Below are 21,621 nucleotides of genomic sequence, written 5' to 3'. Positions count from 1 at the left end.
GCGACGACCTGGCTGTCGGGGCGTGCGGCCCCGAGGCGCCGTCAGCCTCCGAAGACCCAGAACGTGAGCTTGCCGATGCCCAGGTCGACCACGGTGACGAAGGCCATGACCACCGCGACGAACACGAGCACGACGCTGGTGTAGGTGATCAGCTCCGACCGCGTGGGCCGGACGACCTTCTTCAGCTCTGCGACGACCTGGCGGACGAAGAGCGCGATGCGCGCGAACAGCCCGCCGCGAGAGTCGCCCTTGCGGGCGGCCTTGGGCGCGGACGGGCGTGCCGCCGAACCCTCGGCGTCGGACGCCGCAGCCGGTGCTGTTTCGCTCACGTCTGACCCCTACGTCTCGTGGTGGTCAGGCTCCAAGGGGAACCTGACGTTCGGACGGGCCGACGCGTCGCGCCGGACCGACCGGCGGTCCTGCTCGCTTCTCCTGGACCACCGGGCGAACCCGGAGGACCAGACGCGTGCGCAGGGCAGACAGGACTCGAACCTGCAACCTGCGGTTTTGGAGACCGCTGCGCTACCAATTGCGCCACTGCCCTACGGCGGCCTGGGCCTCCACGACGGTCCGTGTGCGGGCGCACACCGACGGACACCACCCGCAGGGGGTCCGCGCGGTTCCCGGAGACCTCCGGGGCACGGCTCATCATGGCGGACGTCAACCGCCGGGGGTCCACTGTACGCGACGAGGGCGCGTGGGTCGAACCGTCACCGAACCGTCTCCCAACCGTCTCCGAGCGGTCGCCGGGTGTCCGGCGGGCACCCGTGTCATCCACCGATATGGGCTGGTACCCGCCCACGTGACCTCTGCCACTATGGGCCACGTGAGCGAGCAGACCTCCCCCCGTCCCCGTGTGTCCGCCCGACTGGCCGCGATCGCCGAGTCCGCGACGCTCGCGGTCGACGCCAAGGCCAAGGCGCTGAAGGCCGCAGGCCGCCCGGTGATCGGCTTCGGCGCCGGGGAGCCCGACTTCCCGACACCCGGATACATCGTCGACTCCGCGGTCGCCGCGGCGAAGGACCCCGTCAACCACCGCTACACGCCCGCAGCGGGACTGCCGGCGCTGCGGGAGGCGATCGCGGCGAAGACCCTGCGCGACTCCGGGTACGAGGTGAAGCCGTCGAGCGTGCTGGTCACCAACGGGGGCAAGCAGGCGGTCTACCAGTCGTTCGCGGCGATCGTGGACCCGGGAGACGAGGTGCTGCTGCCGGCGCCGTACTGGACCACCTACCCCGAGGCGATCCGGTTGGCCGGCGGTGTGCCGGTCGAGGTGTTCGCCGGGGTGGACCAGGGCTACCTGGTGACGGTCGAGCAGCTCGAGGCCGCGCGCACGCCGCGGACCAAGGTCCTGCTGTTCTGCTCCCCGTCCAACCCGACCGGAGCGGTGTACTCCCCCGAGCAGACGGCCGCGATCGGGCGCTGGGCCTTGGAGCACGGCATCTGGGTCATCACCGACGAGATCTACGAGCACCTCACCTACGACGACGCCGTGTTCACGCCCATCGTGCGCGCGGTGCCGGAGCTGGCGGACACGACGATCGTCGTCAACGGCGTCGCCAAGACCTACGCGATGACGGGGTGGCGGGTCGGCTGGATGATCGGCCCCGCCGACGTCATCACCGCGGCCACGAACCTGCAGTCGCACCTCACGTCGAACGTCGCGAACGTGTCGCAGCGGGCCGCGATCACCGCGCTCACGGGCGACCTCGCGGCCGTCGAGGAGATGCGGACCGCGTTCGACCGTCGGCGGCGCACGATCGTCGAGATGCTGTCGCAGATCGACGGCGTGCAGATCCCCGCGCCCGAGGGGGCGTTCTACGTCTACCCCTCCGTCGAGGGTGTGCTGGGCCGCACGATCCGCGGCGTGACCCCGCGGACGTCGGCGGAGCTGGCCACGCTGATCCTCGAGCAGGCCGAGGTCGCGGTGGTGCCGGGCGAGGCGTTCGGGCCGAGCGGCTACCTACGGCTGTCGTACGCGCTGAGCGACGCCGACCTTGTCGAGGGCGTCACCCGGATCCAGTCGCTGCTGGCCGAGGCCGAGTAGCGGTCGTGCCGCACGCCGTCGAGGTGACCGGGCTCCGGAAGGTCTACGGCGAGAAGCGGGCTGTCGACGGTCTGGACCTGCACGTGGCGCACGGCGAGGTCGTCGCGATCCTCGGGCCCAACGGTGCGGGGAAGACGACGACCGTGGAGATCCTCGAGGGCTACCGGTCGCGGGACGGCGGCGACGTGCGGGTGCTCGGACGGGACCCGCAGGACGGCGACCGGGCCTGGCGCTCGCGCCTCGGCATCGTGCTGCAGAGCAACAGCGACCTCGCCGAAGCGACGGTCGCCGAGCTGGTCCGCCACTTCGCCCGGTTCTTCCCGGACCCCCGCGACCCCGACGAGGTGATCGCGTCCGTGGGCCTGCAGGACAAGGTCAGGACGCGCGCGCGGCAGCTGTCCGGTGGGCAGCGGCGACGGCTCGACGTGGCCCTCGGCATCGTCGGGCGGCCTGAGCTGCTGTTCCTCGACGAGCCGACCACCGGGTTCGACCCGCAGGCCCGACGCTCGTTCTGGGACCTGGTCGAGTCGCTCGCGGCCGACGGCACGACCATCCTGCTGACGACCCACTACCTGGAGGAGGCCGAGCGCCTCGCGGACAGGGTGGTGGTCGTGCGGGACGGTCACGTCGTCGCGGAGGGGCCGCCGGCGGACCTCGGAGGCCGGACCGCGCGGCAGGCCGTGGTGCGCTGGACGCAGGACGGCCGGACGCACGAGGTCCGCACGGACACCCCGACGCAGACGGTGGTCGAGCTGACCGCCACGCTGGGCGGCGAGGTCCCCGGGCTGCAGGTGCTGCGGCCCACGCTCGAGGACGTCTACCTGAGCCTCATCGACGGGGCTGCCTCGTGAGCGAGGTGAACACCCGGACCCGGTTGCCCGGCGTGCTGCGCCTCGGAGTCGCCCGGACCGGCTACGAGGTGCGGGCCTTCTTCCGCGAGCGCGACGCGGTCGTCTTCATCTTCGCGTACCCGATCATCATGCTCGCCATCTTCGCGACGGTGTTCGGGCAGGACGGCGCCACGGTCGGTCCTCCGCCGGGCATCCCGTTCGCGCAGTACTTCCTGCCCGGGATGCTGGCGACGGGCATCATGCTGTCGAGCTTCCAGCACCTGGCGATCTCGATCGCCGTCGAGCGCGACGAGGGCGGCCTCAAGCGGTTGCGCGGCACCCCGCTGCCGTCGGCCGCGTTCTTCCTGGGCAAGATCGGCTCGGTGCTCGTGACCTCCGTGGTCCAGACCGCGCTGCTGCTGGCGGCGGCGGCCCTGGTCTTCGGCGTCGACCTGCCGACGAGCGCGACCGCCTGGACCACGTTCGCGTGGGTGTTCGTGCTCGGGACAGCGGCGGGGACGCTCTGCGGCGTCGCGTTCTCGTCGGTGCCTCGCTCGGGGAAGTCCGCGAGCGCCGTGGTGACGCCCATCGTCCTCGTCCTGCAGTTCATCTCCGGCGTGTTCTTCGTGTTCAACGACCTGCCCACCTGGATGCAGCAGGTGGCGTCGGTCTTCCCGCTGAAGTGGATGGCGCAGGGCATGCGCTCGGTCTTCCTGCCGCCGAGCGCCGAGTCGTGGGAGGTCAGCGGATCCTGGCAGCACGGGGCGACCGCCGTCGTCCTGCTCGTGTGGGCGGTCGCCGCGCTGGTCGTCGGGGTCCGCACGTTCCGGTGGCAGCGGCGGGACGACGGCTGAGCGAGGCTCTTGCCCCTGACGCGGCGTCAGGTCCTAGCGTCAGTCGCATGGAGACAGGACGTCGGGTGGGCGAGCTGGCGGAGGCGACCGGGCTGACCGTCCGGACGCTGCACTACTACGAGCAGATCGGGTTGCTGACCCCGTCGGGTCGGAGCCCCGCCGGCCACCGCATCTACGACGACGACGACGAGGCTCGCCTCTACCGCGTCAGCCTGCTGCGCCGGCTGGGCATGACCCTCGCCGAGGTCCAGCGCGCGCTCGACGACCCCGCGTGGGACCTCACGTCGGCCATGGAGGCCCATCTGGCCGCGCTCGACGCACGCCTCGACGCGACGGCTCGGTTGCGGTCCCGCGTCGCCGGCGCGCTCGCCGCGGGCGGCACCGACCTCGTGGCGGTGCTCGAGGAGATGACCACGCTGGATCCCCCGGCGCAGCAGCGCATCATGCTGCTCGTCTACGCGGACATCGGGCGCGCGCACGCCTGGCTGGTCGCGCACTTCGGCCTCCTGCCCGGCGTGCTCGTGCGTGACGGCGAGGGTCGGGCGGTGCACGGCGAGGTCCACGCCGGCGACGGCGTGATCTGGTTGCACCCGGAGCAGGACTCGTACCGGCTGGCCTCGCCCAGCACGGTCGGTGCGGGCACCGCCTCGGTCGCCGTGATGGTGGACGACGTCGACGCGCACCACCAGAGGTCGCTCGAGGCCGGCGTCGAGGTCCGGCAGCCGCCGGTGGACCAGGGCTACGGGTACCGCGTCTACAGCGCACACGACCTCGAGGGGCACCTGTGGTCCTTCATGCGGCCGTTGGACTGAGACACCTGCGCACGCTCAGGTGCGGCGGACATACTTGCCTGCATGCCACGCAGCGCTCGGGCCGGCGCCCCCGCCGACACCCCCGCGCCGATGTCAGAGGGTGTCCCCGTCTACCAGCGGGCGCACCTGACGGTCCGCGCGCGGCTCCTGACCGCCGTGATCGTGCTCTCCGGGCTCACGGTGATGATCGCGGGCGGGACCGCGTTCGCCCTGCAGGCCGCCGAGACCGACGAGCGCATCGACAACTCCCTGGCCCGAGCCGTCGCCGCGCTGCGCAACGTCGAGGCCAAGGAGAATCCCACCACGGGCCTGCCGTTCACCAGCGTGAACGACGTGCTCTGGGAGGGCATCCGCGCCCGGGTGCCCGGCAAGAACGAGGGCGCCGTCACGCTGCTCGACGGCGAGCTGAAGTGGAGCCCAGCCGCGGAGACGAGGTCGGTGCGCCTGGAGGAGGACCCCGAGCTCGCCACCGTGCTGGCCGCGATCCCCCCTGACGCTCCGTCGCTCCCCCGGACGGTCCAGACATCCACCACGCAGTACCGCCTGATCGCCGTCCCCGTCATGCTCGCCGGGGACCCCGGCTCCGGGTTGTTCGTCGTCGCGTTCGACCGGTCGGCTGAGATGTCCAGTCTGCGCAGCACGTTTCTCACCTACTCCGCGGTCGGGCTAGCCGCCCTCGCAGTCATCGCCGTGGTGGCGTGGTTCGTCGTCGGGCGTCTTCTTCGACCCATCCGGCTCCTGCGGGACACCACCCGTCGCATCACGGAGTCCGACCTCTCGGAACGCATCACGGTGACCGGCAAGGACGACCTGTCCAACCTGGCCCGCACGGTGAACGCGATGCTCGACCGGCTCGAGCGCGCGTTCGGGTCGCAGCGCGAGCTCCTCGACGACGTCGGTCACGAGCTGCGGACGCCGCTGACGATCGTGCGCGGGCACCTCGAGCTGGTGGATGCGGACGACCCCGACGACGTCCGCGCGACGCAGGCGCTCGCCCTGGACGAGCTGGACCGGATGCAGCGGCTGGTCGACGACCTCATGACGCTCGCGACCGCGGACCGCCCGGACTTCGTGCGGCTGGCACCCACCGACGTCGGGCGGCTGACGGACGACGTGCACGACAAGGCGCGGGGCCTCGGGGACCGGCACTGGGTGGTCGCCGCACGGGCGGACGTGGACGTGCTGCTGGACGCCCAGCGGATCACCCAGGCGTGGTTGCAGCTCGTCGCGAACGCCCACCGCTACTCAGCGCCGGGATCCACCGTGCGGCTCGGCAGCGAGGTGGCGGGTGACCGGCTGCTCCTGTGGGTTCGCGACGAAGGGCCCGGCGTGCCCCCTGACGAGGCCGATCGCATCTTCGAGAGGTTCCACCGCGGACAGGCCGACCGCATCTCGCACGGGGCCGGCCTGGGGCTGCCCATCGTCGCCGCCATCGCGCACGCCCACCACGGACGTGTGTTCGTGGAGCATCCACCGGCTAACGTCGGCTCCGGCGTGGTCTTCGTCCTGGACCTGCCGGCCGTCGACCTCGTGGACGGCGAACCCGAGCCCGTCACCGAGATGGTGGAGTACCTATGACGCACATCCTCATCGCGGAGGACGAGGAACGCATCGCCGCGTTCGTCGCCAAGGGCCTGCGTGCCTCCGGCTTCGAGACGAGCGCCGTGACCTCCGGCGAAGAGGCCCTCACCCGGGTGCAGACGGGCGACGTCGACCTGCTCATCCTCGACCTCGGGCTCGCCGACATCGACGGCTTCGAGGTCCTGCGCCGGCTGCGCGCGGCCGGCGAGACCGTCCCCGTGATCGTCCTGACCGCGCGGTCGTCCGTCACGGACACCGTCACCGGCCTGGAGTCCGGCGCCGACGACTACATGGCCAAGCCGTTCCGCTTCGAGGAGCTGCTGGCCCGGGTGCGCCTGCGGCTGCGGACGCAGGGTGCGCCGACGGGCGAGACGTCGGTGCTCAAGCACGGCGCTCTTCAGCTGGACCTGCGGACGCGTCGGATGAAGGTCGGCAACCAGGAGGTCGACCTGTCGGCACGGGAGTTCGCCCTGGCGGAGACGTTCCTGCGTCATCCGGGCGACGTCCTCACCCGCGAGCGCCTGCTGTCGGAGGTCTGGGGCTTCGACTTCGACCCGGGCTCGAACGTCGTCGACGTCTATGTGCGGTACCTGCGCCGGAAAGTCGGCGCCGAGCACTTCGACACCGTGCGCGGTGTCGGGTACCGGCTGATCGATGCGACCGCCACGACGACGGCAACCCTGTGACGGCTCCGTGAGCCGCGATCTGGCTCTGCTCCCCAAGGCCCACCTGCACCTGCACTTCACCGGGTCCATGCGCGTCTCCACGCTGGCGGACCTGGCGACGACCCACGGCATCCGGCTCCCGTCCGCGCTCCTCGACGCCGACCCGCTGCACGTCCCCGCCGACGAGCGCGGGTGGTTCCGGTTCCAGCGGCTGTACGACGCCGCGCGGGCGTGCGTGCGTAGCGAGGCGAACATGCGCCGGATCGTCGCGGAGGCGGCCCAGGACGATGCCGCGGAGGGTTCGGGGCGGCTGGAGATCCAGGTGGATCCGACGTCGTACGCACCGTTCGTCGGCGGCGTGACGCCCGCGCTGGAGATCGTGCTGGACGCGGCCCGGCTGGCGTCTCAGGACACGGGGGTGGACGTGGGCGTGATCGTCGCCGCGTCACGGATGCGGCACCCGCTGGAGGCACGCACGCTCGCCCGGCTGGCAGCGCACCACGCCGGTGACGGCCCCGGTCAGGTGGTGGGCTTCGGGCTCTCCAACGACGAGCGACGGGGCGAGACCGCGGAGTTCGCACCCGCGTTCGCGATCGCCCGGAGGGCCGGCCTGGCCTCGGTGCCGCACGGCGGTGAGCTGCTCGGACCGGCGCACGTCGAGGACGTGGTGGGTCACCTGCGCCCTGACCGGCTCGGGCACGGGGTGCGGTCGGCCGAGGATCCCCGGGTGCTGGATCGGGTGATCGACGAGGGCGTCGCGCTGGAGGTGTGCCCGGCGTCGAACGTCTCGCTCGGGGTGTACGCGTCGGCGGACGACGTGCCGCTGCGGGCCCTGGTCGAGTCCGGGGCGACGGTCGCGCTCGGCGCCGACGACCCTCTCCTGTTCCACTCCCGGCTGGTGGACCAGTACGCGATCGCGCGCGACGTGCACGGGTTCTCCGACGCCGAGCTCGCGGAGCTGGCGCGGGCGTCCATCCGGGCCAGCCGCGCGGCTGACGACGTGCGCGCACGGCTGCTCGCGGGCGTGGACGCATGGCTGGCCCCTTGACGACACGTCCGCGCGTCCGGCATTGTGTCAATACATTGATTGATTGACACAAAGGAGCCGCGATGTCCGGCCTGGTCCTCCTCGCGTTCGTGGCGGTGGTGGTGGCGATCGGCGCGGTGCTGCGACCGACGCGCACGGTCGGGCCGGTCAGCCCGTCCGAGGCCTGGCTCGCCGCCGCACGGCATGCCGGTCGCGTCTCCGCGAGCGCCTGGACCGCCCTCGTGGCCGCACCGGTGCTGGTCGCGGTCGTGGTGGTCCCGGGGTTGTCGGGACTGACCGTCGGTCTCTCCGTGGGTCTGCTCCCCGCAGCCGGCGGCGCGGCGTTCCTGGCCGTGCACGCCCTCGGTGAGCTCACCTGGCCACGGCCGACGGGGACCGTCCGCCGTGCAGCGCTGGCCCGTCGAGGGCTGCCCGACATCACGCCGACCGGGCTCGGCGCCCTGGTCCTCGGCTGGTCGGTGGCGCTCCTCGCGCTCCTCGCACTCTGCGCCACGGTGGCCACCGACGACGGGCGCGCTCTGCCGTGGCGCCACGGCCCCCTCGTGACGAGCGCGGCGGGTCCGTTCCCCGGCTGGTTCTACGGACGCTGGCTCGTCCTCGCGGTCGCGGTCCTGCTGGTCGGCTGCGTCCTCGTCCTGCTGCTGGTGGCGCGCCGGCCCGCGGTGAGCGACACGTCCGCCGACGACGACACGGCCCTGCGCCGCCTCTCCGCGAGGCGGGTCCTCGGCGGCGTGCAGCTCGTCCTCGGCTGGACGCTCGCCGGCTGCCTGGGGGTCGCGAGCCTTGCGCTGCGCAACGCCCAGGGTGGCTCGGTCAACGGTGTCGACCTGGGCAACCCGACGGTGGAGGCCGTCGCCGCCGCGGGGGTGGTCGTCGCGATCACGGTGGCGGTGGCGTCCGCCGTCGTCGGCGCCACGTCAGCGGTCAGGCCGGTCGGTGCGGCCGAGTCCCAGCTGCCCGTCGTCGGGGCCGCGGCGCAGCCGCACGCCTCATGACCGCCGGGCTCGAGGTCGACCTCACCTCCGGCGTGCCTGCGTTCGAGCAGATCCGCGCGCAGGTCGTCGCCCACGTCGCGGCCGGGCGTCTCGTCGCGGGCGACCGGCTGCCGACCATCCGTGCCCTGGCGACAGACCTCGGCCTCGCGGCGGGGACGGTCGCGCGCGCGTTCCGGGAGCTCGAGGCCGAGGGGGTCGTCGAGACCCGCCGCCGCGCGGGGACGGTCATCGCCGAGGGCGCGTCCGTCCCGACCGACATCGCGCGGCGCGCCGCCGAGACGTACGTGACTGCCGTGCGCGCAGCCGGGCTGTCGGACGACGAGGCGCTCGTGCTGGTGCACGGTGCACTGCTCGGGCGTCAGAGCGTGACGCCCACCAGCACCGGCTCAGGCTCCAGCTCCACCCCGAAGGACGACCGGACGCCGTCGCGCACCTGACGCGCGAGGGCGAGCAGGTCCTCGGCCTTCGCTCCCCCGCGGTTGGTGAGGGCGAGCGTGTGCTTGGTCGAGAGGGACGCTGGTCCGGGCGACCCGAAGCCGCGGGTGAACCCGGACCGCTCGATGAGCCAGGCCGCGCTGGTCTTCACGCGGCCGTCGTCCGTCGGGAAGCGGGGGGCGTCCTCCGGCAGGGCGGCCACGTCGTCGGCTGCGAGGATCGGGTTGGTGAAGAACGAGCCGGCGCTCCAGGTGTCGTGGTCGGGCGGGTCGAGCACCATGCCCTTGCGGGCACGCAGGGCGAGCACCGTGTCGCGGACGTCCGCCAGGGGGGCGCGCTGGCCGACCTCGATGCCGAGCGTGCGGGCCAGCTCCGCGTAGACGATCGGGCGGGACAGGCTGCCCGGCCGCAGCTGGAACGTCACGTCGAGCACCACGTAGCGCGGGGTCGGCGACCAGGGCGACTGCAGGTCGGTCGGGTCCGCCTCCCGCATCGACCGCTTGAGCAGCGACGTGCGGTACCCGAAGGCGAGCGTGACCAGCGGGAGCGTGCGGACCTTGCCGCGACCGCGGTCCCAGACGCGGACGGTCGCGATGCTCTGCGACACCTCCTGGCCGTACGCGCCGACGTTCTGCACCGGCGTCGCGCCCGTGGAGCCCGGGATGCCGGACAGCGTCTCGATCCCGGTGAGCTCCTGCTCCACCGCGTACCGGACCACGTCGTCCCACGGCGTCCCGGCGGGGACCACGAGGGTGGCACCGGCGCACGCGGACGCGTCGGGCACCTCGATGCCGCTGCGCACGTCGCGCACGACGACTCCGTCGAACCCCGCGTCGGCGGCCAGGACGTTCGAGCCGCCCCCGAGCACCAGCAGCGGCTCGGCGTCGGCGTCGGCTGCGCGGACCGCGTCGATGAGCTCGGCCTCGGTCGTCGTCTCCACGTACCGACGCGGCGCCCCGCCGACGCGCAGCGTCGTGAGGTCCGCGAGAGTGGACGAGGGGCCCGACCGGGCCGGCCAGCTGATGGCCGGGGGGACGGTCGCCGGCGAACAGTCTGCCGCGCTCAGCTCTGTCTGCACGCGCTCAGGCTAACCCTGGGCCGTCTTCTTCAGCGGTGCGGCGGCGTTGACCACGAGCAGCCCGAGCACGATCGGGATGATGATGACGAGCAGGGCGTGCCGGTAGCCGACGTGCTGGGCGAGCAGCCCGAGCAGCGGCGGACCCGCCAGGAACGCGCTGTAGCCGATGGTCGACACGACGCTCACCCGGGCGGCGGCGCGCAGCGGGTCGTCGGCGGCGGCGCTCATGCCCACCGGGAACCCGAGGGCAGCACCCGCTCCCCACGCCACGATGCCGACCACGGCGAGCCACAGCGGTCCGGCGAGGCCGAAGACCAGCAGACCTACGAGCGACAGGGCGGCGCACAGGCGCAGGACCGCGACCCTGCCGTACCGGTCGAGGAGCGTGGTGCCGAACCAGCGCATCGCGGTCATGGCCGCGACGAAGATCCCGAACGCGACCGCACCCACGGCGTCCTGCACGTCGAAGCCGTCGACGACCGCGAGGCTGACCCAGTCGTTCGCGGACCCCTCCGTGAGCGCCGCGGCGAGGACGACCAGCCCGATGAGCAACGTGCGCGGCTCGAGCCAGGCCGCGAGCGCGCCCCGGGCACCCGTCGGGGAGCGCTCGGCGCCGTGCTGCACCTCGGGCTCGTCGACGATCGGCAGGAAGGCCCGGACCGCGAACGCGACGCAGACCACGGAGAGGATCACGGCGACGGGGACGTGCACGACGACCGGCACGTGCAGGGCGGCGGCGACGGCAGCGATCCCGGCCGCCGCCACCGTGCCGAACGAGAACCCTGCGTGATAGCGCGGCATCACGGTGCGGCCGACGTGCTGCTCCACGACCGCGCCCTCGACGTTCATCGACGCGTCCCAGACCCCGGTGCCCACGCCGAACAGGACCAGACCGAACCCGACGACGAGAACCTCTCCCAGTGCGACGCCGACGGACGCGATGACCAGACCGCTCGCGTTCAGGCACGCGAACGCCAGGACCGTGCGGCGGGCGCCGAGCCGTTCGACCACCATCCCGGACAGCGGCAGCGCCACGAGCGACCCGACGGAGCCGACCAGCAGCAGGAGCCCCATCTGCGCGGGCGAGAAGTCGAGACCGTCCCGGATGGCGGGCAGGCGGGCGGCCCAGGTGGCGAAGTTGAACCCGTTGAGGAAGAAGACGACGAACACGGCGATCGACGCCCGTTCGACCGCGCGGGAGACGCGTGCGGGCGCGCTCGGGGTGGTCAGCTCGTCGTCGTGTCCCGCTGGCGTCGTCATCGGCCCTCCGGTGCTCATGATGTCGTCCGTCTCGTGGTCAGGGCACGCGCGACGGAGCGGCGGCGTCGGATGGGACGGGGACGCGCAGCCACGTGGACGGCGTGCCGGGGGAAGATCAGGTCAGATCCTGGCTCGTCGTCGTCATGACGCTCGGGCGCCTCCTCGATCGACGGCCTCTCCGGCGCGACCCGCCCGGCCAGCAGGACGCTGGCCACCATCGCCACCGCGATGAGCGCCAGGGCGTGCCGCGCGCCTGTCGAGGCGGCGGCGATCCCGAGCAGCGGCGGCGCGGCGATCGAGGCCACGGAGGCGAACGACGACACGACCGCCACGCGGCCGGCGGCGCGCATCGGGTCGTCGGACGCCGCCGCGATGCCCACCGGCACGGCCAGCGCAGCGCCGAAGCCCCAGAGCACGACGCCGATCCCGGCCAGCGCGAAAGTCGGCGCGAACCCGAACAGCAGCAGCCCCACGACCGAGACGGTGCCCGAGACGCGCAGCACGTCCACGCGGCCGAACCGGTCGATCAGGCGGGTGCCCAGCAGCCGGACGAGGGTCATCGCGCCGACGAACACCCCGAGCATGGCGCCACCGACGGCTTCGGACTGGTCGAACCCGTCGACGACGGCGAGCGACAGCCAGTCGTTGGCGGACCCCTCCGACAGGGCGGCCGCCATGACGACGACGCCGATCAGCAGCGTGCGGGGCTCGCGCCACGAGTCGAGGGCGGTGGCGATGCGGCGGCGTCGGCCGACGGTCACGTCGCCGGTGAGCGCACGACCGGGCGTCCGGGGCCGGCGCATCGGCGCGTCCGGCAGGACCAGCCCACGCAGGGACGCCAGCCGCCAGACGACCGCCAGGACGGCGACCGCCGTGAACTGGGCGGCCACGGAGATGCCGAGGTGCGCGGCCGTCGCGCCGATCGCCGACCCCAGGACGGCCCCGATCGAGAACGCCGCGTGGAACTGCGGGATGACGGTGCGGCCCATCGCGCGCTCGATGCGGGCCGACTCCACGTTGAGCGGCACGTTGCCGAGGGCGATCGCGACGCCGTTGAGGAAGATGCCGACACCGAGCAGGGCGACCGAGCCGACCGTCGGGCCCACACCCATGAGCACGAGCGCGACCGCGAGCACACCCGTCGACGCGATGATCCCGACACGACTGCCGAAGCGCTGCACGACGACGCCCGAGACGGTGACCGTGAGCAGGGCGCCCACGGAGCCGACGAGCAGCATCAGGCCCAGCTCGGACGTGGACAGGTCGAGCAGGTCGCGGACCGCGGGGATGCGGGCGAGCCAGCTGGAGAAGGTGATGCCGGCGAGGGCGAAGAGGCCCATGAGGAGCCAGCGGGCTCGACTCACGGAGGAGGTGGGGTGGCGCACGGGATTGCTCCATCGTTCTGGCTTCACTTCGAATCGATTCGATCGGGCGCCGTCACTGATATCGAATCGATTTGAGGGACGCGCCCATTCTGCGGGTACGCTGGCCGTTGCGTCAATCTTGCGCGCGCTGTCCGCGCGTCGCGCGCCTCGGTCACGCGATGCCGAACCGGAGGTCCGACCCTGTCGCCGCAACGCCCCACCCTGGCCGACGTCGCCGCCGCCGCGCACGTCTCCGTGTCGACCGCCTCGCTCGCCTTCTCCGGCGCCGGCCCGATCGCAGCGGCGACCCGTCAGCGGGTGCTCGACGCCGCCGCCGCACTCGACTACTCCGGGCCCAACCCGCTCGGTCGCCAGCTGCGCCGCGGCCGGTCCGGGATCGTCGGCGTCGTCGTCGGGGACTCGCTGCGCCGGTCGTTCCGTGACCCCGTCTCGATCCAGGTGCTCGACGGCCTGGTGAGCACCCTCGGCCCGCTGGACCTCGGCGTCCTGCTCATCCCCGGGTCGAGCGACCCCAGCGGGCCGGCGGTGGACCCGCTCCTGGAGACCGCTGCGATGGACGTCGCGGTCATCATGTGGGGCGGCACCGCCGACGACCCGATGCTCGGTGCGCTGCGCCGACGTGGCACCCCGACGGTGCTCGTGGAGGGCCAGCACGCCCCCGACGTGGCGTCGGTCGGCATCGACGACCGCGGCGGGATGCGCCAGGCGACGGAGCACCTGCTGGCGCTCGGCCACACCAGGATCGCGTCCGTGACGCTCCCGTTCGACCGCTGCCGCGGTGAGGGCCTCGTCCCGCCCGACCAGATGGACCACCTCGACTGGGAGATCACCCGACGGCGCCTGGCCGGCGTGACCGACGCGGGCGTGACCCCGGTGGCGATCTGGGAGACGCCGGCGTCCTTGGTCGAGCACGGCCGCACCGCCGGCACCGCGCTGCTGTCCTCGCCGGACCGCCCGACCGCCGTCGCGTGCCAGTCCGACCTGCTCGCCTCCGGCGTCGTCCTCGCGGCGCGCGAGCTCGGGCTGCGGGTGCCGGAGGACGTGTCCGTCAGCGGGTTCGACGGCCTGGACCTGCCCTGGCTCGCGCCGGACGTGCTCACGACCGTGGTGCAGCCGCTCGCCGAGAAGGGCGCCGCCGTCGGGCACGCCGTCGAGGACTTCCTGTCCGGGGCGGGGCCCTCCACGCGGGAGCTGCCGGTGACCCTGCGGATCGGGACGACGACCGGCCCGGCTCCCGACCTCAGCTGAGGCGGACCAGCGCCTGCGCCTTGCCGAGCACCCGGACGCCGTCCACGGCGACCGTGAGGTCGATGCGCGCCGTCCCCGCCTCGGGGTCGAGGGCGCCGACGACGGCGGTCACCTCGATCGTCGCTGCACCCGGGTCAGGCACGGGGACGGGACGCGTGAACCGCACCTGGTAGTCGAGCACCGCACCGGGGTCCCCGATCCAGTCGGCGACGACGCTCGACGCTGCACCCATGGTCCACATGCCGTGCGCGATGACGCCCGGCAGGCCGACCGCCGTGGCGACTCGGTCGTTCCAGTGGATGGGGTTGAAGTCCCCGCTCGCACCGGCATAGCGGACGAGGCGGGCCCGGTCGACGGTGATCTCGCGGCGGGCGACCTCGTCGCCGACGGCCAGCTCGTTCGTCATGACTCCTCCGGGCGCACGGCGAGCGTGGAGACGACGGTGCACACCGGCTCGCCGTCCTCCGACCCGATCTCGGCGCGTGTGGTGATCATGGCCAGCCCGGCCCGCACGGTGATCGAGTCGACGTGGAGCACCGTGACCAGGCGGTCGCCCGCGTGGATGGGACGGTGGTGCGTGAACCGCTCGTCCGCGTGCACGACGCGGCTGAAGTCGATCCCCGCAGCGGGGTCCTCGAACAGCTGGGCCTCAGCCTGCTGCGCCACCACGACGGCGAACGTCGGCGGCGCGATGACGTCGGGATACCCGAGCGTGCGCGCCACCGACGGATCCGTGTGGGCTTCGTGCGAGGCGCCGACCGCGTCGGCGAACTCCTGCAGCTTCTGGCGGCCTACCTCGTAGGCAGCGGTCGGCGGGTACTGACGACCCGCGTAACCGACGTCGACCGGCATCGGTCGGAGGTCAGCGGGTCTCGCGGTGCAGGGTGTGACGGTTGTCGCGAGGGCAGAACTTCTTCATCTCGAGACGGTCGGGGTCGTTCCGACGGTTCTTCTTGGTGATGTAGTTCCGCTCCTTGCACTCCGTGCACGCGAGCGTGATCTTCGGACGGACGTCCGAGCTCTTGCTGGCCATGGTCTTGCCACCTCTCGCACCCGGTACGGGATGCATGCGATCTCGTCATTGCGCGCCGGCCGACGCGCTGTTGTGTCACTGGAAGTAGCGGGAGCGGGACTCGAACCCGCGACACCACGATTATGAGCCGTGTGCTCTAACCACCTGAGCTACCCCGCCATGTCGATGTGCCCATGGTCCGTGCCGCGGAATCACGGCACTTCCTTCGAACACACCACAGAGCCCCGAAAGGGAATCGAACCCTTGACCTTCTCCTTACCATGGAGACGCTCTGCCGACTGAGCTATCGGGGCAGCGCGAGCAAGGTTACACGGGCTGCGGGGTGCTCGCGAAATCGGCTCCGGCGGACGGTCCGGCGACCGGCTGCCTAAACGTTTCATCTCATGGTCGGCGCCGCTCTTCGCGTGCCACGATCCCGGCCATGCGCCAGCCCCGTCGCAGCATCGTCGCTGCCCTCACGCTCTCCGCCGCCCTGCTCAGCACCGCCGCCTGCACAGGGGGGAGCGACGACGAAGCCGCCCCGCAGACGGAGGTCGCCGCGGCCGCCCCGGCGTGGCCCACGGCGATCGACGCCGCGACGACGACCGAGCCGTTCTTCGTCGTCTGGACGGAGGTCGTGGAGACCGGCGAGGGGGACACCACCTCGCTGCAGCCCACGATCGACTCGCTCGCCGCCCTGGGGTACCAGACCCTCCCGTGGGACCCCTCCTGCCAGACCGGCGCCGAGGAGCTGCTGGCGGGCCTGACCGGCTTCGCCGATCCCCTGGGCGTCGGGGTCGCGTTCGAGACGGCGCAGGACGCCGGCACGTTCGACACGCTGTACGACGGCAACACGATCTCCCTGACCCAGGGCACCTACACCTGCGGCACGACTTCCTGACCACGGGCGCATGATGGGTGCGTGAGCACAGCGGGCACCCGGGCACTGATCGTCGTCGACGTGCAGAACGACTTCTGCGAGGGCGGCGCGCTCGCCGTCACCGGCGGGAACGCAGTCGCGCGCGCAGTGACGGGGTACCTCGAGCAGCAGTCCGACCGGTACGCCGTCGTCGTGGCGACCCGGGACTGGCACGCGCCGCTCCCGGACACCAACGACGGCCACTTCGCCGTCGGTGCCGAGCCCGACTACGTGTCCACCTGGCCGGTGCACTGCGTCGCCGGGACGCCCGGGGCCGAGTACCACCCCGACCTGCTGCTGCCCGCGAGCACCGTGCACGTCCGCAAGGGGCAGGGACGCCAGGACTACTCCGGTTTCGAGGGTCAGGTGGTCGGGGCGGACGGCGCGCCGCTCGCCGACGTGCTGACCGCGGCGGGCGTCACCGACGTCGACGTCGTCGGTCTGGCCACCGACCACTGTGTCGCCGCGACCGCGTCGGACGCGCGGGCGGCGGGCTTCGGGGCCACCGTGCTGCTCGACCTGACCGCCGCTGTGGCGGCCCCCACCACGCTGCGCGCGGTGGCTCGGCTCGCGGATGCGGGGGTCGGCCTCACGACGAGCGTGCCAACCGGCTGACTCAGCCCCGCAGCGCCAGGGCGAACGGCAGCACGGCCGAGGCTCCAGCCAGCCGCACCTCGCGGGCGGCGACGGTCATCGTCCAGCGGCTGTCGACGAGGTCGTCGACGAGCAGCACCGGCCCGCCCGGGATCGCCAGCCCGGACGCGTCGAGACGCCCCCAGACGCCCGCGAGACGGAACGCGCTGTTGCCGCCCGGTCCCCCGGTCGGACCGCCGTCACGAAGCGCCAGGGCCCCCGCGTACGGCAGCCGACCGATCTCGGCGAGCCCCCGGGCGAGGGAGTCGACGAGCAGCGGGCGGTGCCGCGACGGCAGCGCGACGACCGCCGTCGGCCGCTCGTCCCAGCCCCACTGGGCAAGCACCCGCACGCAGCCTGCAAGCATCGCCGGCGTGATCGGCGCATCGGCAGCACCGGCCGCGAAGACCTCTCGCAGCGCGGTCCCCCAGCCGAGGTCCGTCAGCCGGGCGAGCGCGCGACCCTCGGCTGCCCGCTCCCCCTCGCCGATCTTGCCGCGCACCGGCAGACCGAGGCGGTCCGCGCCGACCGGCCACTGCGCCCTCGGCTCCACGGGGACCCCGACGCGGTCCAGGGAGCGCTCGGCGGAGGCGGCCGCGTCCTCGACGATGTCGGTCGGGTACCAGGCGCCCGCGCACGAGTCGCAGCGCCCGCACGGGGTCGCCGTCTCGTCGTCGAGGCTGCGCTGCAGGAACTCCATCCGGCACCCGTCGGTCCGCTCGTACTCGAGCATGTGCTCCTGCTCGGCCTGGCGGGCGGCGGCGATCCGCGCGTACCGCTCCGCGTCGTAGGTCCACGACTGCCCGGTGGCCACCCAGCCGCCCTGCACCCGCCGGACGGCACCGTCGACGTCGAGCACCTTCAGCAGGAGCTCCAGCGGGGTGCGGCGGACGTCGACGCGGGCCTCGAGCGCCGGCGTCGACAGCGGCCGCTCCGACAGCTCCGCGATCACCCGCTGCGCGCGGTCCTCGTCGGGCATGGAGGCCGTGGCGAAGTACTGCCAGATGTCCCGGTCCTCCGGGCCCGGCAGCAGCAGCACGTCGGCGCTCGCCGTCGCGCGGCCGGCACGACCCACCTGCTGGTAGTAGGACACGGGCGACGAGGGCGCGCCCAGGTGCAGCACGAAGCCGAGGTCCGGCTTGTCGAACCCCATGCCGAGCGCGCTCGTCGCGACGAGTGCTTTGACGGTGTTGCCCTTCAGCGCGGCCTCGGACTCCTCGCGCTCCGACGGGTCGGTCTGGCCCGTGTACGCGCGCACGTCGTGCCCTGCCTCCCGCAGCAGCCGTGCGGTGTCCTGGGCGGCTGCCACGGTGAGCGTGTAGATGATTCCGGAGCCCGGGAGGTCGCCGAGGTGGCTGAGCAACCAGCCCAACCGGGCCCGGGCGCTCGGCAGCCGCAGCACCCCGAGGCGCAGCGAGGCCCGCGCGAGAGGCCCGCGGATCGTCAGGGCACCCTCCGCGTCACCCGTGCCCAGCTGGTCCGCGACGTCCGCCACCACACGGCTGTTCGCCGTGGCCGTCGTCGCCAGCACCGGCACACCCGCGGGCATGGTCGCGATGAGATCGCGCAGGCGCCGGTAGTCCGGGCGGAAGTCGTGGCCCCAGTCGCTGATGCAGTGCGCCTCGTCGACCACCAGCATGCCGAGGCGCCGCACGAGGGTGGGCAGCTGGTTCTCCCGGAACGCGGGGTTGTTCAGCCGCTCCGGCGAGACGAGCAGCACGTCGACGTCGTCGGCCGCCAGCCGCTGCAGCAGCTCGTCCCACTCGTGGGCGTTGGTCGAGTTGATCGCCACGGCGCGCACCCCGGCGCGCTCGGCGGCGGCGACCTGGTCGCGCATGAGGGCCAGCAACGGCGAGACCAGCACGGTCGGTCCGGCGCCGCGCTCGCGCAGCAGCATCGTCGCGACGAAGTAGACCGCCGACTTCCCCCAGCCGGTGCGCTGCACGACGAGGGCGCGGCGGTGGTCGTCGACGAGCGTCTCGATGGCCTCGAACTGGCCGTCGTGGAACTCGGCGGCCGGGTTGCCGACCAGTCGGCGCAGCACGGCGAGTGCTGAGTCACGGGTGGTGTCGTGGGTGGTCTGGGGCACGCGCCCACCCTGCCAGCCCTCGCCCACAGCCCTAGGCGACGCGCTGCAGTGCCCGGTCCCGCCGGGCGGCGACGCTCGACCCCGACTCCTTGCGGGCCATCCGGCGCAGCACGGCCGGTGCCACGACGACACCGACGACCGCCCACGCCCCGAGCACCGCTGCCGTCTCCAGGGGGCGCCACGACCCGCCGATCTCCGCGACGGCCGCCGCGTCCGGGAGGAAGGCCGCGCGCATCCCGAGACCGAGCCAGTACACAGGGAACACCTGGGCCACCGCCTGCCACCCGGCCGCGAGTGCGGTGACGGGGACGAACACCCCCGAGATCGCGATGAGCCCCACGACCGGCAGCGACACGTAACCGGCGCCGCGCGGGCTCCGCACGAGCGCGCCGAGCACGAGGCCGATCGACTGCGTCGCGACGAGACCGAGCAGGAGCACCCACGTGAACGTCACCCAGTCGACGGTCCGGAGGTCGACGCCGTCGATCAGCAGCGCTCCCCCGGCCACGACGACGGCGACGTACAGCCCGACGGTCCCGGAGACGGTGACCAGCTTCCCGACGAGGTAGCCGGTGATCCCGCCGGGGATCGCCCTGGCGCGGAGCACCGTGCCGTCCTCGCGGTCGGCGCTGAGGTACTGCACGTCCAGCAGCATGCCGAGGGCGACGAACATCCCCACGACGCCGGGCAGGGCGAACGCGCCCAGCGTCAGACCGGCAGGGCGGTCCCGGTGCTGGAGCAGCACGAGGGCGACCAGCGTCACGACGGGCCACAGCAGGTGACCGACGAGGTCCGTGCCGGTGACCGACTGCCGCAGCTCGATGAGCCCCTGCTGCAGCCCGGGCCGCAGGCCCGACCTCACGACGCCACCCGCTGCCCCGACTCGGCCCGCCGCACCAGCGCCAGGTACGAGTCCTCGAGCGACGCGCGCCGGATCTCCAGGTCGGCGACGTCCTCGCCGTGCACGGCGAAGAGGGCGCGCGCGAAGGCGGTGGAGCGCGGCGTCGACCGCACGAACCGTTCGCCGCCGATCGTCCAGCGCACCTCGTCGTCGCCGGCGAAGCGGTGCGCCAGGTCCGCCGCGGTACCGTCGGCCACGATGCGGCCGCCGTCCAGCACGAGGATGCGGTCCGCCAGGGTCTCGGCCTCCGCGAGGTCGTGGGTGGTGAGCAGGACGGTCGTCCCGTGGTCCTGCACGAGCCCGCGCACCAGGTCGTGGAACTCCCGTCGGGCCTCCGGATCGAGACCGGCCGTGGGCTCGTCGAGGAAGAGCAGCTCGGGCCGCCCGACGGCGCCGACCGCGACGTCGAGCCGACGACGCTGGCCACCGGACAGGCGTCGGACCTCCTGGTTCGCCTGGTCGGTGAGCCCGACGGCCGCGACCAGCGCGTCCGCGTCCCAGGGCCGTGGGACGTCCGGCGTCGAGTACGCGGCGTAGTACGACCCCAGGTGTGCCAGGAGCTCCCGCACCCGCCACCTGCCGTGGTCGCGCCACGACTGCAGGACGACGCCGACACGGGCACGCCACTGCTCGGTCCCGTGCGCGGGATCGACGCCGAGCACCGCCACGCGGCCGGCCGAGCACCTCCGGAAGCCTTCGAGGATCTCGATGGTCGTGGTCTTGCCTGCTCCGTTCGGACCGAGCAGCGCCACCACCTGGCCGTGGCCGACGTGGAAGGACACGTCGTCGAGCACGTCCACGGACCCGTAGCGCATACGAAGACCCTCGACCTGCACCACCATCGACCCGCTCCCGTCGTCAGTCTGGCCTGACATCTTGTGTCAGTCTGGATTGACACGTGAGGGTTTGTCAATCCAGACTGACGCCATGGCCGACGACCTCTCCGCGCAGCTCCGCACCACCGACCCCGCCGTCGGGCTGCGGGCGGTCGGTGCCCTGCGGCGTCTCGCCGAGCAGGTGGAGGCCCAGCAGGTCGCGCTCGCGCGGGAGCAGGGCTGGTCCTGGGAGCAGATCGGCGACGCCCTCGGGGTGGCCCGGCAGTCGGTGCACGCCAAGTACGGAAAGTAGGTTCTCGTGCTCGATCGTCTCTCACCCGCCGCCCGTGCCGCCGTCGCCGCCGGGGACGACGAGGCCGCCCTCCGCGGAGACCGGCGCGTCGGCACCGACCACCTGCTGCTCGGCCTGCTGCACGACCCGGCGACCGCCGAGCTGGTGGGCATCGACCTGCAGACCGCGCGGTCCGAGCTCCGTTCACTGGACCGAGCAGCTCTCGCCGCGATCGGCCTGACGAGCCCCGACCTCGGAGCAGCGGTCCCGATCAGCCGCCGCAGCGCCAGGCAGCCCACCTCGGGGTTCCGTGCGGTCCTGCCGCTGGCCTACACGCTGGCCGCCACGGAGAAGTCCCGCCGCGTCACCCCGCGGCACCTGCTCCTCGCACTCCTCACGCGCGACGAGCCGGACCCGGCAGCGGCGCTCCTCGCCGCGCTCGGCGTCCGACCCGGCGACGTGCGCGCCCGCGCTGCCCGGACATGACACGACCCCGGACCGCAGGGTCCGGGGTCGTGGTCACAACGTGGCGGGTGAGGGATTCGAACCCCCGTAGGCGTTGCCAGCTGATTTACAGTCAGCCCCCTTTGGCCACTCGGGTAACCCGCCGGGGATGCCTGCCGAACGAGAGGACGCCCCAGGGGCGAACGCGCGTGCAGCGTGCGGGTGGAAGGATAGCAACACCCGGGCGGTGCTAGCGAAACAGGCGCCGACCCCCGAGC

At 73.0% G+C, this 21,621-nt stretch carries 24 protein-coding genes and 4 tRNA genes; 14 read left to right on the top strand and 14 right to left on the bottom strand.

From position 1 onward, the window contains the following. Positions 1–41: 41 nt before the first annotated feature. Positions 42–329, bottom strand: a complete 288-nt coding sequence (secE, locus tag ASG23_RS09000) for a preprotein translocase subunit SecE (RefSeq protein ID WP_055912119.1) — start codon at positions 327–329, stop codon at positions 42–44. A gap of 142 nt (positions 330–471) precedes the next feature. Continuing rightward, a tRNA-Trp gene (locus ASG23_RS08995) sits at positions 472–544 on the bottom strand. A 282-nt stretch (positions 545–826) separates the two neighbouring features. On the opposite strand from ASG23_RS08995, the gene ASG23_RS08990 reads away from it, so the two are divergent. From ASG23_RS08990 to ASG23_RS08950, 9 genes are all read left to right on the top strand, one after another. Beyond that, positions 827–2,047: a pyridoxal phosphate-dependent aminotransferase gene (locus tag ASG23_RS08990; RefSeq protein ID WP_162242680.1), complete on the top strand. Its 1,221-nt coding sequence runs from the start codon at positions 827–829 to the stop codon at positions 2,045–2,047. Between the two features lie 5 nt (positions 2,048–2,052). Further along, a complete protein-coding gene (locus tag ASG23_RS08985; RefSeq protein ID WP_056023357.1) occupies positions 2,053–2,898 on the top strand; it encodes an ABC transporter ATP-binding protein in 846 nt (281 codons plus the stop codon). After that, a complete protein-coding gene (locus ASG23_RS08980) occupies positions 2,895–3,731 on the top strand; it encodes an ABC transporter permease (RefSeq protein ID WP_056023355.1) in 837 nt (278 codons plus the stop codon). Before ASG23_RS08985 ends, ASG23_RS08980 begins: the two co-directional genes overlap by 4 nt. Positions 3,732–3,778: 47 nt before the next feature. After that, on the top strand, positions 3,779–4,543 hold the full coding sequence (locus ASG23_RS08975; RefSeq protein ID WP_056023352.1) for a MerR family transcriptional regulator: 765 nt from the start codon (positions 3,779–3,781) through the stop codon (positions 4,541–4,543). A gap of 42 nt (positions 4,544–4,585) precedes the next feature. Continuing rightward, positions 4,586–6,121, top strand: a complete 1,536-nt coding sequence (locus ASG23_RS08970; protein ID WP_082516022.1) for a sensor histidine kinase — start codon at positions 4,586–4,588, stop codon at positions 6,119–6,121. Beyond that, a complete protein-coding gene (locus ASG23_RS08965; protein ID WP_056023346.1) occupies positions 6,118–6,810 on the top strand; it encodes a response regulator transcription factor in 693 nt (230 codons plus the stop codon). The genes ASG23_RS08970 and ASG23_RS08965 overlap by 4 nt, the downstream gene beginning before the upstream one ends. Next, positions 6,779–7,837, top strand: coding sequence for an adenosine deaminase (locus tag ASG23_RS08960; protein ID WP_082516020.1), 1,059 nt, complete (start codon positions 6,779–6,781; stop codon positions 7,835–7,837). The genes ASG23_RS08965 and ASG23_RS08960 overlap by 32 nt, the downstream gene beginning before the upstream one ends. Before the next feature lie 62 nt (positions 7,838–7,899). Continuing rightward, positions 7,900–8,832, top strand: coding sequence for a hypothetical protein (locus tag ASG23_RS08955; RefSeq protein WP_056023342.1), 933 nt, complete (start codon positions 7,900–7,902; stop codon positions 8,830–8,832). Beyond that, positions 8,829–9,269, top strand: a complete 441-nt coding sequence (locus tag ASG23_RS08950; protein WP_056023339.1) for a GntR family transcriptional regulator — start codon at positions 8,829–8,831, stop codon at positions 9,267–9,269. The genes ASG23_RS08955 and ASG23_RS08950 overlap by 4 nt, the downstream gene beginning before the upstream one ends. Here ASG23_RS08950 and ASG23_RS08945 read toward each other — a convergent pair. The 3 genes from ASG23_RS08945 to ASG23_RS08935 form a co-directional block, all read right to left on the bottom strand. Next, positions 9,191–10,291, bottom strand: coding sequence for a UDP-N-acetylmuramate dehydrogenase (locus tag ASG23_RS08945; protein WP_056024490.1), 1,101 nt, complete (start codon positions 10,289–10,291; stop codon positions 9,191–9,193). The genes ASG23_RS08950 and ASG23_RS08945 overlap by 79 nt on opposite strands. Before the next feature lie 63 nt (positions 10,292–10,354). Then, positions 10,355–11,605: an MFS transporter gene (locus tag ASG23_RS08940; RefSeq protein WP_082516019.1), complete on the bottom strand. Its 1,251-nt coding sequence runs from the start codon at positions 11,603–11,605 to the stop codon at positions 10,355–10,357. Positions 11,606–11,619: 14 nt separating this feature from the next. Continuing rightward, positions 11,620–12,990, bottom strand: a complete 1,371-nt coding sequence (locus ASG23_RS08935; protein ID WP_235520981.1) for an MFS transporter — start codon at positions 12,988–12,990, stop codon at positions 11,620–11,622. A gap of 180 nt (positions 12,991–13,170) precedes the next feature. On the opposite strand from ASG23_RS08935, the gene ASG23_RS08930 reads away from it, so the two are divergent. After that, the gene (locus ASG23_RS08930) at positions 13,171–14,238 is read left to right on the top strand and encodes a LacI family DNA-binding transcriptional regulator (RefSeq protein ID WP_056023336.1); all 1,068 of its coding nucleotides are present in this window, start codon (positions 13,171–13,173) and stop codon (positions 14,236–14,238) included. On the opposite strand, the gene ASG23_RS08925 is transcribed toward ASG23_RS08930, so the two are convergent. The 5 genes from ASG23_RS08925 to ASG23_RS08905 all read right to left on the bottom strand — a co-directional run bounded on the left by ASG23_RS08925 (position 14,231) and on the right by ASG23_RS08905 (position 15,564). Continuing rightward, positions 14,231–14,644, bottom strand: coding sequence for a MaoC family dehydratase (locus ASG23_RS08925; RefSeq protein ID WP_056023334.1), 414 nt, complete (start codon positions 14,642–14,644; stop codon positions 14,231–14,233). The genes ASG23_RS08930 and ASG23_RS08925 overlap by 8 nt on opposite strands. Beyond that, positions 14,641–15,090 (bottom strand): FAS1-like dehydratase domain-containing protein, encoded by a 450-nt coding sequence (locus ASG23_RS08920; protein WP_056023331.1) that lies wholly within the window; start codon positions 15,088–15,090, stop codon positions 14,641–14,643. The genes ASG23_RS08925 and ASG23_RS08920 overlap by 4 nt, the downstream gene beginning before the upstream one ends. A gap of 10 nt (positions 15,091–15,100) precedes the next feature. After that, entirely contained in the window at positions 15,101–15,271 is a 171-nt protein-coding gene (gene rpmG / locus ASG23_RS08915) for a 50S ribosomal protein L33 (RefSeq protein ID WP_029290226.1), read from the bottom strand. Between the two features lie 85 nt (positions 15,272–15,356). After that, positions 15,357–15,430, bottom strand: a tRNA-Met gene (locus ASG23_RS08910). Between the two features lie 61 nt (positions 15,431–15,491). Further along, positions 15,492–15,564: transfer RNA gene (locus ASG23_RS08905), tRNA-Thr, on the bottom strand. 128 nt (positions 15,565–15,692) lie between these two features. Between ASG23_RS08905 and ASG23_RS08900 the strand changes: the two genes are divergently transcribed. Continuing rightward, complete coding sequence (locus ASG23_RS08900; RefSeq protein ID WP_056023328.1) at positions 15,693–16,151, top strand: hypothetical protein; 459 nt, start codon at positions 15,693–15,695, stop codon at positions 16,149–16,151. A gap of 21 nt (positions 16,152–16,172) precedes the next feature. Beyond that, positions 16,173–16,784, top strand: coding sequence for an isochorismatase family protein (locus ASG23_RS08895; RefSeq protein WP_056023325.1), 612 nt, complete (start codon positions 16,173–16,175; stop codon positions 16,782–16,784). A gap of 1 nt (position 16,785) precedes the next feature. Here ASG23_RS08895 and ASG23_RS08890 read toward each other — a convergent pair whose 3' ends face one another. Genes ASG23_RS08890 through ASG23_RS08880 form a run of 3 tightly spaced genes read right to left on the bottom strand, consistent with a single transcriptional unit; the run spans position 16,786 to position 20,667 of the window. After that, positions 16,786–18,891, bottom strand: a complete 2,106-nt coding sequence (locus tag ASG23_RS08890) for a RecQ family ATP-dependent DNA helicase (protein ID WP_056024483.1) — start codon at positions 18,889–18,891, stop codon at positions 16,786–16,788. Positions 18,892–18,922: 31 nt separating this feature from the next. After that, positions 18,923–19,753: an ABC transporter permease gene (locus ASG23_RS08885; protein WP_056023322.1), complete on the bottom strand. Its 831-nt coding sequence runs from the start codon at positions 19,751–19,753 to the stop codon at positions 18,923–18,925. Beyond that, positions 19,750–20,667, bottom strand: a complete 918-nt coding sequence (locus tag ASG23_RS08880) for an ABC transporter ATP-binding protein (RefSeq protein WP_235520980.1) — start codon at positions 20,665–20,667, stop codon at positions 19,750–19,752. Before ASG23_RS08880 ends, ASG23_RS08885 begins: the two co-directional genes overlap by 4 nt. Before the next feature lie 52 nt (positions 20,668–20,719). Between ASG23_RS08880 and ASG23_RS08875 the strand changes: the two genes are divergently transcribed. Together ASG23_RS08875 and ASG23_RS08870 are read left to right on the top strand one after the other, a co-directional pair. Beyond that, complete coding sequence (locus tag ASG23_RS08875; RefSeq protein WP_055912090.1) at positions 20,720–20,920, top strand: helix-turn-helix domain-containing protein; 201 nt, start codon at positions 20,720–20,722, stop codon at positions 20,918–20,920. Between the two features lie 6 nt (positions 20,921–20,926). Then, positions 20,927–21,385, top strand: a complete 459-nt coding sequence (locus ASG23_RS08870; RefSeq protein WP_056023316.1) for a Clp protease N-terminal domain-containing protein — start codon at positions 20,927–20,929, stop codon at positions 21,383–21,385. 41 nt (positions 21,386–21,426) lie between these two features. Here the strand turns inward: ASG23_RS08870 and ASG23_RS08865 are convergent. After that, positions 21,427–21,508: transfer RNA gene (locus ASG23_RS08865), tRNA-Tyr, on the bottom strand. Positions 21,509–21,621: the final 113 nt, after the last annotated feature.

The organism is Cellulomonas sp. Leaf395, assembly GCF_001424125.1.
GTDB lineage: Bacteria > Actinomycetota > Actinomycetes > Actinomycetales > Cellulomonadaceae > Cellulomonas.
The sequence above is the reverse complement of the archived record's forward strand: the minus strand, read 5'-3'. Positions and strand labels throughout refer to the sequence as shown.